At 70.2% G+C, this 13,096-nt stretch carries 14 protein-coding genes; 5 read left to right on the top strand and 9 right to left on the bottom strand.

From position 1 onward, the window contains the following. Positions 1-53: 53 nt before the first annotated feature. On the top strand, positions 54-1,430 hold the full coding sequence (locus tag ACFV9D_RS16950) for an MFS transporter (RefSeq protein ID WP_385146152.1): 1,377 nt from the start codon (positions 54-56) through the stop codon (positions 1,428-1,430). On the opposite strand, the gene ACFV9D_RS16945 is transcribed toward ACFV9D_RS16950, so the two are convergent. Beyond that, entirely contained in the window at positions 1,384-2,169 is a 786-nt protein-coding gene (locus ACFV9D_RS16945; RefSeq protein WP_385146150.1) for a class E sortase, read from the bottom strand. The genes ACFV9D_RS16950 and ACFV9D_RS16945 overlap by 47 nt on opposite strands. A gap of 62 nt (positions 2,170-2,231) precedes the next feature. Here ACFV9D_RS16945 and ACFV9D_RS16940 point away from each other — a divergent pair, with 62 nt between their 5' ends. After that, positions 2,232-3,284 (top strand): SEC-C metal-binding domain-containing protein, encoded by a 1,053-nt coding sequence (locus tag ACFV9D_RS16940; RefSeq protein ID WP_385146148.1) that lies wholly within the window; start codon positions 2,232-2,234, stop codon positions 3,282-3,284. Here ACFV9D_RS16940 and ACFV9D_RS16935 read toward each other — a convergent pair. After that, positions 3,265-4,197 (bottom strand): YDG/SRA domain-containing protein, encoded by a 933-nt coding sequence (locus tag ACFV9D_RS16935; protein ID WP_385146146.1) that lies wholly within the window; start codon positions 4,195-4,197, stop codon positions 3,265-3,267. The genes ACFV9D_RS16940 and ACFV9D_RS16935 overlap by 20 nt on opposite strands. Positions 4,198-4,321: 124 nt before the next feature. Between ACFV9D_RS16935 and ACFV9D_RS16930 the strand changes: the two genes are divergently transcribed. Then, on the top strand, positions 4,322-4,624 hold the full coding sequence (locus ACFV9D_RS16930) for a hypothetical protein (protein ID WP_385146144.1): 303 nt from the start codon (positions 4,322-4,324) through the stop codon (positions 4,622-4,624). 151 nt (positions 4,625-4,775) lie between these two features. On the opposite strand, the gene ACFV9D_RS16925 is transcribed toward ACFV9D_RS16930, so the two are convergent. The 4 genes from ACFV9D_RS16925 to ACFV9D_RS16910 are packed head-to-tail and all read right to left on the bottom strand — an operon-like array spanning position 4,776 to position 8,721. Further along, the gene (locus ACFV9D_RS16925; RefSeq protein WP_385146142.1) at positions 4,776-6,068 is read right to left on the bottom strand and encodes a DUF445 domain-containing protein; all 1,293 of its coding nucleotides are present in this window, start codon (positions 6,066-6,068) and stop codon (positions 4,776-4,778) included. A 17-nt stretch (positions 6,069-6,085) separates the two neighbouring features. Then, positions 6,086-7,102, bottom strand: a complete 1,017-nt coding sequence (locus ACFV9D_RS16920; protein ID WP_385146140.1) for an ATP-binding cassette domain-containing protein — start codon at positions 7,100-7,102, stop codon at positions 6,086-6,088. 7 nt (positions 7,103-7,109) lie between these two features. Continuing rightward, positions 7,110-7,883 (bottom strand): ABC transporter permease, encoded by a 774-nt coding sequence (locus ACFV9D_RS16915; RefSeq protein WP_385146396.1) that lies wholly within the window; start codon positions 7,881-7,883, stop codon positions 7,110-7,112. A 37-nt stretch (positions 7,884-7,920) separates the two neighbouring features. Continuing rightward, positions 7,921-8,721: an ABC transporter permease gene (locus ACFV9D_RS16910; RefSeq protein WP_385146394.1), complete on the bottom strand. Its 801-nt coding sequence runs from the start codon at positions 8,719-8,721 to the stop codon at positions 7,921-7,923. A gap of 197 nt (positions 8,722-8,918) precedes the next feature. Between ACFV9D_RS16910 and ACFV9D_RS16905 the strand changes: the two genes are divergently transcribed. Beyond that, a complete protein-coding gene (locus tag ACFV9D_RS16905; protein ID WP_385146138.1) occupies positions 8,919-11,279 on the top strand; it encodes a transglycosylase domain-containing protein in 2,361 nt (786 codons plus the stop codon). A gap of 13 nt (positions 11,280-11,292) precedes the next feature. Here ACFV9D_RS16905 and ACFV9D_RS16900 read toward each other — a convergent pair whose 3' ends face one another. The 3 genes from ACFV9D_RS16900 to ACFV9D_RS16890 form a co-directional block, all read right to left on the bottom strand. Then, a complete protein-coding gene (locus ACFV9D_RS16900) occupies positions 11,293-11,613 on the bottom strand; it encodes a multidrug efflux SMR transporter (protein WP_260229655.1) in 321 nt (106 codons plus the stop codon). A gap of 182 nt (positions 11,614-11,795) precedes the next feature. Continuing rightward, the gene (locus ACFV9D_RS16895; protein ID WP_385146136.1) at positions 11,796-12,134 is read right to left on the bottom strand and encodes a GroES family chaperonin; all 339 of its coding nucleotides are present in this window, start codon (positions 12,132-12,134) and stop codon (positions 11,796-11,798) included. A gap of 46 nt (positions 12,135-12,180) precedes the next feature. Then, positions 12,181-12,501 (bottom strand): DUF3618 domain-containing protein, encoded by a 321-nt coding sequence (locus ACFV9D_RS16890; RefSeq protein ID WP_385146134.1) that lies wholly within the window; start codon positions 12,499-12,501, stop codon positions 12,181-12,183. 121 nt (positions 12,502-12,622) lie between these two features. On the opposite strand from ACFV9D_RS16890, the gene bcp reads away from it, so the two are divergent. Then, positions 12,623-13,090 (top strand): thioredoxin-dependent thiol peroxidase, encoded by a 468-nt coding sequence (gene bcp, locus ACFV9D_RS16885; protein ID WP_385146132.1) that lies wholly within the window; start codon positions 12,623-12,625, stop codon positions 13,088-13,090. Positions 13,091-13,096 lie beyond the last annotated feature (6 nt).

Here is a 13,096-nt window from a genome sequence, read left to right as displayed (position 1 = left end):
GATTCAATCACTGAACCGACTCACGCCGAGAGACGACTCGCAGAGGTTCCGCCATGCCCCAGCTCGCGTCCGCCACCACCGCTCCGGCCCCTTCGGGCTTACGCCCGAGGGCGACCCTGGCCGTCACCAGCGCCGCCACCACGGTGGCGCTGATGAACTACACGGCCCCGATGCTCACCCTCCCGGACATGGCCGCGTCCTTCGCCACCCCCGCCTCGGCGCAGGCGTGGCTGCTCAACGGCACCCCGCTCGGCCTCGCCGTCGTTCTCCTGGTCGCCGGCAGCCTCGCCGACGACCACGGCCGGCGCCGGGTCTTCCTGCTCGGCACCCTCGCTCTCGGACTCACCACCGGGCTCGGGGCGTTCGCGACCTCCACGCTCACCTTCACCCTCGCCCGCGTCGCCCAGGGCGCGGCGAGCGCGGCCGTGCTCGCCGCCAGCCTGGGGCTGCTCGCGCACGCCTTCCCTTCCGGTACGGACCGGGTGCGGGCGACCGGGGTGTGGGGCGCGTTCGTGACCGCCGGCATCGCGCTCGGCCCCCTGCTCGCGGGCGGACTGAGCCTGATCGACTGGCGCCTCGCGTACGAGGTGCTCGCGGTGGCCGCGCTCGTGGTCGCCGCCATCGGCACCCGTACCCTCACCGAGTCCCGCGCGCCGCGCGGCGGCCGGCCCGACATCGCCGGCGCGCTCGCCCTCGGCCTGGCCCTCGCGGCCCTGCTCACGGCGCTCACCCTGGGCCGGGACGGCTGGCTGCGCGCACCGGTGGCGCTGTTGCTGCTCGCGGCCACAGCGCTCACGGCGGTGTTCACGGCCGTCGAACACCGGAGCCGTACCCCACTCATCGACCTGGCCCTCTTCCGCCGGCCGGCGTTCCTCGCGGCCACGGCCGGGGCGCTGTTCACCGGCCTCGCGGTGATCGGCCTGTTCAGCTACCTTCCGGCCCTGCTCCAGCTCGGTCTCGGCATGTCGCCGCTCGGGGCGGCGTGGATGTTCGTGCTGTGGGCGGGCACGGCGTTCGTGGCGGCGTTGCAGGCCCGCAGGCTGGCGGGGCGACTGTCCGCGCCGCGCCAACTGGCGCTGGGCTTCCTGCTGTCGACGGCCGGCGTGCTCGCCCTTCTGGGCTCCCTGGACGGTGGCACCTGGCTCCGCCTCCTCCCGGGCCTGCTCGTCTCGGGCATGGGCAGCGGGCTGCTGAACGCCGCACTGCCGCGCCTGGCCGTCGACTCCGTACCGCCTGAGCGCGCGGCGATGGGCTCGGGGGCGAACAACACGGCCCGCTACATCGGTTCGTCGGCGGGCGTGGCGCTGACGATCGCGCTCTCCACGGCGGGCGCGGACACGGCGCTGCTCGTGTCGGCGGGTCTTGGGCTGGTGGGGGCGGTGGTCACCGGAGCAGTTTCGCCCACACGACGAGCCGGTAGGCGGAACTGAACTCGGGGGTGCACGTCGTCAGGGTGAGGTAGGAGCCGGGGTCGGAGTACCCGTAGGAGGGCTTGACGAGGGAGCGGGGTACGGGCTGGATGACGCCGGTGTCGCGGGGAGCGGTCTGGGCCAGCACTTGATCGACGACGTACGTGTACCGGCGCTCGCGGGTCTGTATCTCGATCCGGTCCCCCTTCCGAAGGCGGTTGATGTACCGGAAGGGCTCGCCGTGGGTGTTGCGGTGCCCGGCGAGGGCGAAGTTGCCGGTCCGGCCCGGCGAGGCGGTGCCCGGATACTGCCCCACGTACCCCCGGTCGAGCACGGACCGCTTACCGATCCCACGGGCGACGGGGGCGGTGAGGCCGATGCGGGGGATGCGGATGATGGCGTAGGCGGAGGAGAGGCGGGGCGTGTCGGTGACGCCGGACGAGGGCGTCGACCGGTCGGGGGCGTCGGGTGCGGCGGAGGGCTCCACGCCGACCGGCGGTGCGTCGCCGGCCGTGGGCGACACCGACGGCGTCACCGAGCCCGACACCGATGGTGATCCCTCCCACTCCCGCTCGAGGGCGCGGACCTGCTGGGTGGCCTGCGCGCGGGCCTGCTGGTTGGTCCACCAGAGCTGGTGCACGACGAGGAGGAGCAGGACAACCCCGCAGGTGACGACGGCCTCGGCGCCGACCCACAGCACGCGGGCGGGCGTGCTCCGCACCCCGCGTGTCTGGTGGACGACCGGCACCCTGTCCCGCACGCGGGGCACGATAAGCGCTGACGCGCCAACTCTCCAGGGCCGTACAGCAGTACGGTGTCGACATGCGCCCCGACACGCCTGCCGACCACGCCACCGAAGCCGAGCGCCTGCTGCGCACCGCCGAGCGGTACCCGGAGGACCAGGAGCCCCTGTTCCTGCAGGCAGCGGCCCATCTGGAACTGGCGGGCGACCGCGCGGCGGCGACGGCGCTGTACGACACCCTGCTTTCGTCGTCTCCGGAGAACGTGCACCTGATCAGGGCGCTGAAGGCCTCGAACCTGTGGGAGTACGGCCACGAGGCGGAGGCGAGGGCGATCATCGAGGGCGTCCGTACGGCAAGCCCGGCGGAAGCGTCCCCGTGGGAGATCATCGCGGAGACACTCGAATCCCACGACGAACTGGAACTGTCGGAAACGGTGGCGACGGAAGCGGCACACCTGCTGGCACCGGAGGCATCCCCGACGGACCTCCCCCACCCCACCCAGTCCCTCCTCGTCACCCGCCACCGAATCCGCCGCATGCTGGCGCTCCCCCACGACACCTGGGACACCCTGGCGGACACCCTCCACACGGCGGAGGTCCCCCTGGACGAACTCCACGACCCGAAGCGCCTGTGGGCCCTGGGCTCCTCGGACCCGGCGGAACTCCAGGCCGAGATCACCCGCCTCCGCAGCGAACTGGGCTCCTACCGCACGGCCCTCTCCCGCCCCTTCCCGGTGGCGGTCCTCCACTGGCCGGAAGCGGAACTCGACGAGCTCCTGACCTCGTACCCGGAACTCGAATCCGAGTACCCCACGTACCGCGCCCACCTCACCGACATCGAAGCCTCCCTCCGCGAACTCGCCGCAGCAGGCACCCCCAACCTCGGCATCGTCCCGGCGACGGTCCCGTCCTACGAGGCCTTCGCCGCCTCGGAATCCTCTTCCCCTGCCAACGCGGACCTCCTCCCCCAATACGCCACCACCCTGGCAGCCCGCGGCCGCGCCGCGGCGTGGCCACCGGCGCGGGGCGCGGCGTGCTGGTGCGGGTCGGGGAGGACGTACGGGGAGTGCCACGGGGCGCAAACGGATAGGGGGACTCCATGGGCGGCTCCAGCTACGGCTGAGCATCCATGATCTTCCAGAACCTACGATGAGCGCGGGCGAATCGCGCTTTAATGCGGTGCTCCTCAACGATCCAGAGCGGGCTCACCAACGAGCGTCCCTCCTCCGGGAATCTGTCCACTACGTCCAGTTCGTCGGTCAGGTAGATGGCACCGCGATCGAGGCGGACGTGACAATTAGGGCAGAGGCAGAGAACGTTGCTCTCCACGTCCGGGCCGCCATCCGTTCCGAGCGCCTGTATATGAGCGCCTTCGGCGTAGCTCCTTCCATCGGCTCCCACCCGCAACGCCACGCGACACACCTGGCAGCGGTATCCGTACCACTGCTTGACCCTACGAGCGACTGCTGTATCTCGGATGATGCGTTCGACAGTCGCGGTTCTGCGAGGAACTTCCCCCTGGATGATGTCCTCAACCTGCCGCTCAAGAGGAGTCAGCTCCTGATCCTCATCAACCAACCGAGTCAGCCTGAACCTGAGAATCAGAAAGCCGGCGTTACCTCTCTCTTCCCTCTCCTCCACCACTCGGTACAGTCCGTCGTAGCGGTATCCAGAGGCCGGCGAGAAGTCACGTTCCCCCTCAAATCCCCTGATGACACGGACCGCATGGCCCATGATCCGGCTGCGCCGCAGGCCATCGTTTCCCGGGTTCTCCCAGGTCTGATCCGCTTCCTGGCGGCCACTGTTGGGGTTGCGTCCACCCGCCCCCGTATAGAGGATCTCACCCCAGTCATCGTGATCGTCTTCGTATCCGTTGTTCAAGACGATGGCGTCAGCGACACGTTGGCCTTCCGCGTCCCGCCCCCAGGAGATGCCTGCCTGCTCTTCCTTATGGAGGCCGGCAGCTTTCACCTCCTTACGCGAGCCAAAATGCGTGCCCGGAAGGACGTCATTGACGTGCCCAAAGTTAGCTCGATACGCAACCATGCGGATATATTGCCAAGGGAGCGAGCCTCTTCGGACACATACCCGATCAATCAGCCACCGCTGGCCAAAATTTGATCACTTAGTGGCCCTCTGCTCATCAGAACTCACCACGGAAGGTGTTCCCATGCCCCGCATCCCCGCCCCCGCAATAGCCGCCGCCGGGCTCGTCGGTGGTTACGCCGTTGCCCGGTGGACCAAGAAGCGGCCGCTCGGGGGTGTCGTGCTCGCCGGAGCCGGGGCGCTCGCGGCGCGGGAGTGGCAGCAGGTGGCGGGCGGGAAGGCTGCCGCCGGGCTCGGCGCCGCCTACGTCGCCGCGTTCGCCGGGTCGCACCCGCTCGCGAAGAAGGTCGGCGCCTGGCCCGCCGTGTTCGCGGTCGCCGGGGCCATGGCCGGTGCCTCGTGGGCCGTTACCCGGAACAAGGGCTGACCCCCGAGGCAAAGCGCCGCGTTCCCCACTGAACGCCCCGCACCTCCCCTACGTACTACACAGCGCCCTCCCCATGAGCGCTGGGCGGGTGGGCCCCCTACCCCCTGACCCGCCCAGCGCGCCCCGTCCAACGGACCGCACCCACCCGGCGTCACCCGCCCAGCGCGTGGCTCACCGTATAGATCAGCAGCCCCGCCAAGGCGCCCACCACCGTGCCGTTGATGCGGATGAACTGGAGGTCCCGGCCGATGTTCGCCTCGATCTTCTTCGAGGTCTGGTCGGCGTCCCAGCCCGCCACCGTGTCGCTGATCAGGGACGTGATCTCGTTCCGGTACGTCGTGACCACGTACGACGCCGCGTCCTCCACCCAGCCCTCGACCTTCGACTGCAGGCGGCCGTCCGTCACCAGCCGGCCGCCCAGGGAGATCAGGGAGGCCCGCGCCCGCAGGCGCAGTTGGCTGCGGTCGTCCTCCGCCGCCGCGATGATCACGCCGCGGACCGACGCCCAGGCCGAGGCGATGATGTCCTGGACCTCCGGGCGCGCCAGCAGGTCCGCCTTCATGCGCTCCACCCGCGCCCGGGTGTCCGTGTCCGCCTGCAGGTCGGCCGCGAAGTCCGTCAGGAAGCGGTCGATCGCGCCGCGCGCCGGATGCTCCGGCATGTCCCGCATCTCCGTGACGAAACGCAGCAGCTCCTTGTAGACGCGCTCGCCCACCTTGCGGTCCACGAAGCGCGGGGTCCAGCCCGGCGCGCCGCCCTGGACCGCGTCCATCACCGAGTCCGCGTGGAACACCAGCCAGTCGTGCGCGCGGGCGCACACCAGGTCCACGGCCCGGTGGTGCGCCCCGTCGGCGACGACCTTCTCCAGGGTCTTGCCGATCCCCGGCGCGATCTCCGCCGCCTCCGCCCGCCGGGTGATCGCCTCGCCGACGACCGCCTGGACGTCCGAGTCCCGCAGGACCGTCAGGGCGCCCCGCAACGCGGTGGAAAGCTCCCCCGTCACCCGGTCCGCGTGCGCCGGGTCCGCCAGCCAGGCTCCCAGCCGGCCCGCGATACCCAGCGCGTGCAGCCTTCCCCGTACGACATCCGCCGACAGGAAGTTCTCGCCGACGAACGAGCCCAGCGTCGCCCCCAGCTGGTCCTTCTTCGTCGGGATGATCGCCGTGTGCGGGATCGGCAGGCCCAGCGGGCGCCGGAACAGCGCCGTCACCGCGAACCAGTCCGCCAGCGCACCGACCATGCCGGCCTCCGCCGCGGCCGCCACATAGCCGGCCCAGGCGCCCCATCCCGCGTTCTCCGCCCACGTCGCCAGCGCGTAGATGACAGCGACGACCACCAGCAACCCCGTGGCGAGGGCCTTCATACGGCGCACCCCGCGGTGCCGCTCCGCGTCCGCCGCCGTGTACGAGAACGCCACCAACGGGGGTCTCCTCGTGTCGCTCATCACCCCACCTCCCTACATCAGGGACTTCCCGGGCGCACCTCAAGTTCCCGTTCCCCGTACATCTTCGCGATCACGGCCTCGATGTCCGGTTCCCGCACCGACAGGTCCACCAGGGGATACGCCTCCGCGACCGCCGCCACCAAGGGGGCCGCCGAAGCGGACGCGGGGAACGCCAGGACCTGCCGCGGCCCCTCCGACCGTACGAAGCGCGCCCCCGGCAGTTCGATCGGCGGCAATTCCCGTTCGAGGTCCACCACCAGGAGACGGTCGCTCGAACCCGCCTCGTGCAGGCCCGCCAGCTCCCCGTCGTACATCAGCCGGCCGTGGTCGATCACCATCACCCGCTTGCACAGCTGCTCGATGTCCGTCAGGTCGTGGGTGGTCAGCAGGACGGTCGTCCCCCGCGAGGCGTTGAGCTCGCGCAGGAACTCCCGTACCCGCGCCTTCGACACGACATCGAGACCGATCGTCGGCTCGTCCAGATACAGCACGTCCGGATCGTGCAGCAGCGCCGCCGCGATGTCTCCGCGCATCCGCTGACCCAGCGACAGCTGCCGCACCGGGACGTCCAGCAGGTCGCCCAGCTCGAGCAGCTCCACGCAGCGGGCGAGATTGGCGGCGAAGCGCTCGTCCGGGATGCGGTACATCCGGTGCATCAGCCGGTACGAGTCCTTCAGCGGCAGGTCCCACCACAGCGTCGTCCGCTGCCCGAACACCACCCCGATCCGCTGCGCGAGCCGCGTCCGCTCCCGATTGGGGCCTCCCCTGCTCGAGCGAAGCCGAGAGCTTGGGGAAGGGTCGATGCCCGCGACCCGCAGCCGGCCCCCGCTCGGCGTCAGGATCCCGGTCAGCATCTTGATCGTCGTCGACTTGCCCGCGCCGTTCGGGCCGATGTAGCCGACCATCTCGCCCCGCGCGACCCCGAAGCTGATCCCGTCGACCGCCCGCACCTCACGCTTCTCCCGGCGCACGAGCCCCGTCCTCCGGCGTACCGAGAAGACCTTCTCCACGTCCTCCAGCTCGATGAACGTCATACGATCCTCAGCTCCCTGTGCTCCGGTACGAACGAAGTCCCGCCCGCCACGCCCACCCGGCGAGGACGCAGCACACCAGCGCCACCAGCGGCGACCCGAACGCCGTCCAGCCCGGCACCGCCGGCGCCTCGCGCCCCAGGACGTACAGCGCCGGCAGCCAGTTCACGAACGCCAGCGGCACGACGTACACGACACCCCGCACCAGATCCTGCGCGAAGATCGACGGCGGGTACTGGAGCAGCGTGTTCCCGCCGTACGTGAACGAGTTGGTCACCTCCGCCGCGTCCTGCGCCCAGAACAGGGCCGACGCGCCCACCACCATCACCGCCGAGAAGATCAGCGCACCGCTCACCACCATCACCGGCAGGAGCAGCACCTTCAGTACCGTCCACTCCACGTCCAGGATCAGCAGCGCCCAGACCAGCACGAACAGCCCCTGCGCCACCCGGCCGAGCCGCCGCAGCGCGAACTTGTCCGCCGCCACCTGCGCGAGCACCGGCGCCGGCCGCATCAGGAACATGTCGAGCGAGCCGTCCCGCACCCGCTTGCCCATCCGCTGGAGCGAGCCCATCGTCAGGTCCGCGAGACCGAAGGACGTACTCGTCGTCCCGTACAGGAACGCGACCTCGGCGAACGCGTAGCCGCCGAGCCCCTCCACCTGACCGAACATCAGCAGGATCACGACGAAGTCGAAGAACGTGACGGTGAGACTCGTCAGAAGGGTCAGCGCGAAGGACGTGCGGTACGTCATCGTCGAGCGGATCCACATCCCCGCGACCATCCGGTACGTACGCCAGGAGTCCCCGAACGCAGTCGAGTCACCCACCCTGCACCACCACCTTCCGCGTCGCCAGCGACTGCGCCAGCCGCCCCGCCACCAGCAGCACCGCCGCCCAGCAGAGCTGGAACGCGTACGCGCCGAGCAGCCCCCACCCCTCGTACTTCTCCAGGTACACATCCGCCGGGATCTGCAGCATCGACGCCCACGGCAGCACCCGCGCCACCTCGCCCAGAGCGCCCGGGAAGACGTTCAGCGGCAGCAGCATCCCGGAGAAGAACAGCCCGCCCAGCCACGCCACCTGCACCACCCCCTGACCGTCCATCAGCCAGAACGCGCTCATCGCGACCAGGTACCAGATCGCGAAGCTCACCGTCGCGCCGAGCGCGATCGCGAGCAGGAACGCGAGCCAGGTCGACGGACGCGACGGCAGCCGGAAATCGAAGACCAGCGCCCCGATCGCCATCGGGACCACGCCGCGGCCGAGCAACTGATACGCGCACCGGCCCGCGTTGGCCGAGAACCACCAGGCCTGGAGGTCCGCGGGCCGGTAGAGGTCGACGGCGATGTCACCCGTCCGGATCCGTTCGATCAGCTCGTCCTCGAAACCGCCGCCCATCAGCCCGCACACCGTGATCAGCCCCTGGCCGATCCACACGTAGGCGAGCGCGTCCGCCATGTCGTATCCGCCGAGCTGCGGACGCTCGTCCCACAGGGCCATATAGGTGTACGCCAGGATGAAGCCGAAGACGGTGTTGGTGAACACCCCCGCCATCGTGGCCATCCGGTACGTGGCATGGCGCCGGAACCCACCCGCGGCCACCGTCGCGTACAGCCGCAGCATGCCCGGTTCCTTCCTGTCCGCGTGGCGGCACCATGCCGGCGGCACTGAGCCGGAGCCGACGGCACCAAAGCGCACGACCCTAGTGCCCCGCGCGCCGCCACCGCGAGTGGATTTCGAGTCGCATTCCTCAGGTTCTGTCCCGGTGCGTGCAGTATGGGGGAGCCATCCCCTTCATCCGGTACGGGAGCTCCACCATGAGCGACGACCAGCCACACCGGCCCGGCTGGGCGCCCAGGGACCCCACCGTCCCCACCCCACCCCCCAAGCGCCCACGGCGCTCCCGCCCCCGACGCATCCTGCGGGCGCTCCTCTTCACCTTCCTCTTCGCCACCCTGCTGCTCGCCGGCGGCCTCGTCGCCGGCTACCTGCTCGTCGACATCCCGCCCGCGAACTCCGCCGCCATCGCCCAGTCCAACGTGTTTCTCTACAAGGACGGCACCCAGATCGCCCGCGACGGCGAGGTCAACCGCGAGAACGTACGGCTCGCGCAGGTCCCCACCACCGTCCGGCAGGCCGTACTCGCCGCGGAGGACCGCGACTTCTACTCCGAACGGGCCGTCGTCGACCCCAAGGCCATGGTCCGCGCCGCCTGGAACACCCTCACCGGCAAGGGCAGACAGTCCGGCTCCACCATCACCCAGCAGTACGTCAAGAACTACTACCTGGGACAGGAACAGACCGTCACCCGCAAGGTGAAGGAGTTCTTCATCGCCATCAAGCTCAACCGCGAGAAGAGCAAGGACGAGATCTTCGAGGGCTATCTGAACACCAGCTACTTCGGCCGCAACGCCTACGGCATCCAGGCCGCCGCCCGCGCCTACTACGGCAAGGACGCCGGGCAACTCGACACCGCCGAGGGCGCGTACCTCGCCTCCCTCCTCAAGGCCCCCAGCGCCTACGACGTCGCCACCCACCCCGAGAACAGGACCAAGGCGCTCGCGCGCTGGAACTACGTCCTGGACGGCATGGTCAAGGAGAAGTGGCTCACCCCCGCCGACCGGACCGCCGCCGCCTTCCCGACCCCGCAGACCGCCCGCCCCGCCACCGGCCTCTCCGGACAGCGCGGCTACCTCGTCCAGGCCGTCGAGGAGTACCTGACCGGCAACGACGTCGTCGACGAGAAGACCCTGGCCGGCGGCGGCTTCCGGATCACCACCACCCTGGAGAGGCAGAAGCAGGACGCCTTCGTCACCGCCGTCGAGGACCAGGTGATGGCGAGGCTCGACCCCACGCAGAACCCCACCGACCGCTTCGTACGGGTCGGGGGCGCCGCGATCGACCCGGCGACCGGCCGCGTCCTCGCCCTGTATGGGGGCATCGACTACACCAGGCAGTACGTCAACAACGCCACCCGCCGCGACTACCAGGTCGGCTCCACCTTCAAACCCTTCGTCCTCGCCGCGGCGCTCGAGCACGGATCGTTCACCCAGGAGGGTGAGCCGATCACCCCCAACACGTACTACGACGGCACCGACAAGCGCCCCGTGCAGGGCTGGACCGGCGACTACTACGCCCCCGGCAACGAGGACGACGAGTCGTTCGGCGACATCACCGTCCGTACCGCCACCGACAATTCGGTCAACGCGGTGTACGCCCAGATGGCGGTGGACGTCGGTCCCGCGAAGGTCAGGGAGACCGCCGTCTCCCTCGGCCTGCCCAAGAACACCCCCGACCTCAACGCCTCCCCCTCCATCGCGCTGGGCGCCGCCACCGCGAGCGTCCTCGACATGACGGAGGCGTACGCCACCCTCGCCAACCACGGCCGGCACGGCACCTACACCCTCGTCGACAAGATCACCAAGGACGGCCAGGACCTGGAACTGCCGGCCGCCGAAAGCCGGCAGGCCGTGAGCCGGGAGGCCGCCGACACGACGACCTCGGTCCTGCGGAGCGTGGTGGAGTCCGGTACGGGAACGGCGGCGCTGTCCGCGGGCCGGCCGGCGGCGGGCAAGACGGGCACGGCGGAGGACGACAAGGCCGCCTGGTTCGCGGGGTACACCCCGGATCTGGCGACGGTGGTCACGATGATGGGCCAGGACCCGGAGACGGGGGAACAGAAGCCCCTGTACGGGGCGCTCGGGCAGCCCCGGATCAACGGAGGCGGGATGCCCGCGGCGATCTGGGGCCAGTTCACGCGGGAGGCGCTGGCGGGGACGGACCCGCGGGAGTTCGAGCTCCAGATCCAGGAGGGCGCGGAGGAGTGGTGGGACCCGCTGGAAGGAGAGGCCGACGCGGGGGAGGAAGAGTACGCGGAGACAGAGGGGATGGAGGGGCCGCCGAGGACGAAGGAGCGACCTCAGGAACCCCAGGCACCGCAGATGCCGCACGCGCCTCAGACACCTCAGCTGCCGCAGATGCCTCAGAGTCCGCAGCGGCCGGATCGGCCCGCGCCGCTGCCGGAGCGCCCGGAGCCCGAGCACGTTCCCGAGCCCGAGCGCCCGGGGACGCAGGGGCCGACGGACAACAGCAGCGGCGGCGAGGGAGAAGGAAGCACCCCTCCCCTCACCACTCCGGCATCCGCTCCGCCACCCCCGCCGCAGGCATCACCGCACTGACCGCGCGACCGCGCTAATGCCCCGAGGTCGCCTTCAGGCCCACCACGGCGACCAGGAGCAGACAGACGAAGAAGATCCGCGCGGCGGTCGCGGGCTCACCCAGCACCACCATGCCGAGCACCGCCGCACCGGCCGCACCGATGCCGACCCAGACGCCGTACGCCGTACCGATGGGCAGCGTCTTGGCGGCATGCGACAGCAGCAGCATGGAAGCGACGATCCCGGCGCCCGTGAACACACTGGGCCAGAGGCGGGTGAACCCGTCGGTGTACTTCATGCCGATCGACCAGCCGACCTCGAGCAGACCGGCGACGATGAGAAGGACCCAGGCCATGACGACGAACACCTCCGCGAGACGGAACAACAGGGGTGCGTCGTCTTTGCGTACTGCGGTGCAGCGGCCCGGTACGGCGCGTCTCGTCGGGTAGCCCCAGGATAGCAAAATCCATACAAAAGACCTGGTGACACCGGTCACCAGGTCTTCACTCCGAACGGAGTCCTACGCCTTCCTGCGCCCTACAGATACAGGCCGGTCGTGTCCGTCGAACCCTCGAAGCGGTCCGCGGCCACCGCGTGCAGATCGCGCTCCCGCATCAGGACGTACGCGACGCCCCGCACCTCGACCTCGGCGCGGTCCTCGGGGTCGTACAGAACCCGGTCGCCGGTCTCGACCGTACGGACGTTCTGGCCGACCGCGACGACCTCGGCCCAGGCCAGCCGACGGCCGACGGCGGCGGTGGCCGGGATCAGGATGCCGCCGCCCGAGCGCCGCTCCCCCTCGGGGGAGTCGGTCCGGACCAGCACACGGTCGTGGAGCATCCGGATGGGCAGCTTGTCGTGGGTGTTGTTGCTCACGACTCGAACCTACCTGCCCGGGCGTGTCGGACGTACTCGGGAGGGGTCATCCCTTGCGCTTGCGCGTGGAGACCGCGAGCAGCCCGACGAGCGCCACGGCGACCAGCGCCACCGGAACCACCCGCTCCAGGCGCGGCGCGCCGTCGTCGTGGGTGAGCCGGGCCTTCACGTCGGACACGGTCCGGTTGACGGCGGCGAACGCGCGGCCGGCGGTGTGGTCGACAGTGGAGGCGACCCTCGCCTTCGCGTCGCCGACGATGGTCTTCGGGTGCACCCGAATGCCGATCTCGTCGAGAGTGACGGCGAGCTGGTCGCGCCGGCGGACGATGTCCGCCTCGATCTGCGCAGGGGTCCTGGCGTCCGACACCGCGCTGCCTCCGTAGTCGTAATCGGTCGTTGACGGACAGTCTCTCAGTTTCTCCGTCCGAGGTCTGTCTCAGGCCCCCATTAGGCTCGGTCCTGTACGCGCAGACACCCCGAGGAGAGCCATGAGCGAGCGACTTCAGCCCGGCGACACCGCCCCCGCCTTCACCCTGCCCGACGCGGACGGCAACGAGATCTCGCTCGCGGACCACAAGGGCCGCAAGGTCATCGTCTACTTCTACCCCGCGGCGCTGACCCCGGGCTGCACGAAGCAGGCCTGCGACTTCACGGACAACCTGGAGCTGCTGGCGGGCGCCGGCTACGACGTCATCGGCGTGTCGCCGGACAAGCCGGAGAAGCTGGCGAAGTTCCGCGAGAAGGAAGACCTGAAGGTCACGCTGGTCGGCGACCCGTCGAAGGAGACGCTGGAGGCGTACGGCGCGTTCGGCGAGAAGAAGCTGTACGGCAAGACGGTGACGGGCGTGATCCGCTCGACGGTGATCGTCGACGAGGAGGGCAAGGTCGAGCGCGCCCTGTACAACGTGCGGGCGACGGGCCATGTCGCCAAGATCATCAAGGACCTGGGCATCTGACCCTCG

The organism is Streptomyces sp. NPDC059875 (assembly GCF_042731085.1).
Lineage (GTDB): Bacteria > Actinomycetota > Actinomycetes > Streptomycetales > Streptomycetaceae > Streptomyces.
Note: the sequence above shows the minus strand (reverse complement) of the source record. Positions and strands in the feature narration are given on the sequence as shown.

Coding starts and splice junctions, on each gene's coding strand:
- ACFV9D_RS16950 (WP_385146152.1), top strand. CDS start 54: ATGCCCCAGCTCGCGTCCGCCACCACCGCTCCGGCCCCTTCGGGCTTA.
- ACFV9D_RS16940 (WP_385146148.1), top strand. CDS start 2,232: ATGCGCCCCGACACGCCTGCCGACCACGCCACCGAAGCCGAGCGCCTG.
- ACFV9D_RS16935 (WP_385146146.1), bottom strand. CDS start 4,197: ATGGTTGCGTATCGAGCTAACTTTGGGCACGTCAATGACGTCCTTCCG.
- ACFV9D_RS16930 (WP_385146144.1), top strand. CDS start 4,322: ATGCCCCGCATCCCCGCCCCCGCAATAGCCGCCGCCGGGCTCGTCGGT.
- ACFV9D_RS16925 (WP_385146142.1), bottom strand. CDS start 6,068: ATGAGCGACACGAGGAGACCCCCGTTGGTGGCGTTCTCGTACACGGCG.
- ACFV9D_RS16920 (WP_385146140.1), bottom strand. CDS start 7,102: ATGACGTTCATCGAGCTGGAGGACGTGGAGAAGGTCTTCTCGGTACGC.
- ACFV9D_RS16915 (WP_385146396.1), bottom strand. CDS start 7,883: ATGGTCGCGGGGATGTGGATCCGCTCGACGATGACGTACCGCACGTCC.
- ACFV9D_RS16905 (WP_385146138.1), top strand. CDS start 8,919: ATGAGCGACGACCAGCCACACCGGCCCGGCTGGGCGCCCAGGGACCCC.
- ACFV9D_RS16900 (WP_260229655.1), bottom strand. CDS start 11,613: ATGGCCTGGGTCCTTCTCATCGTCGCCGGTCTGCTCGAGGTCGGCTGG.
- bcp (WP_385146132.1), top strand. CDS start 12,623: ATGAGCGAGCGACTTCAGCCCGGCGACACCGCCCCCGCCTTCACCCTG.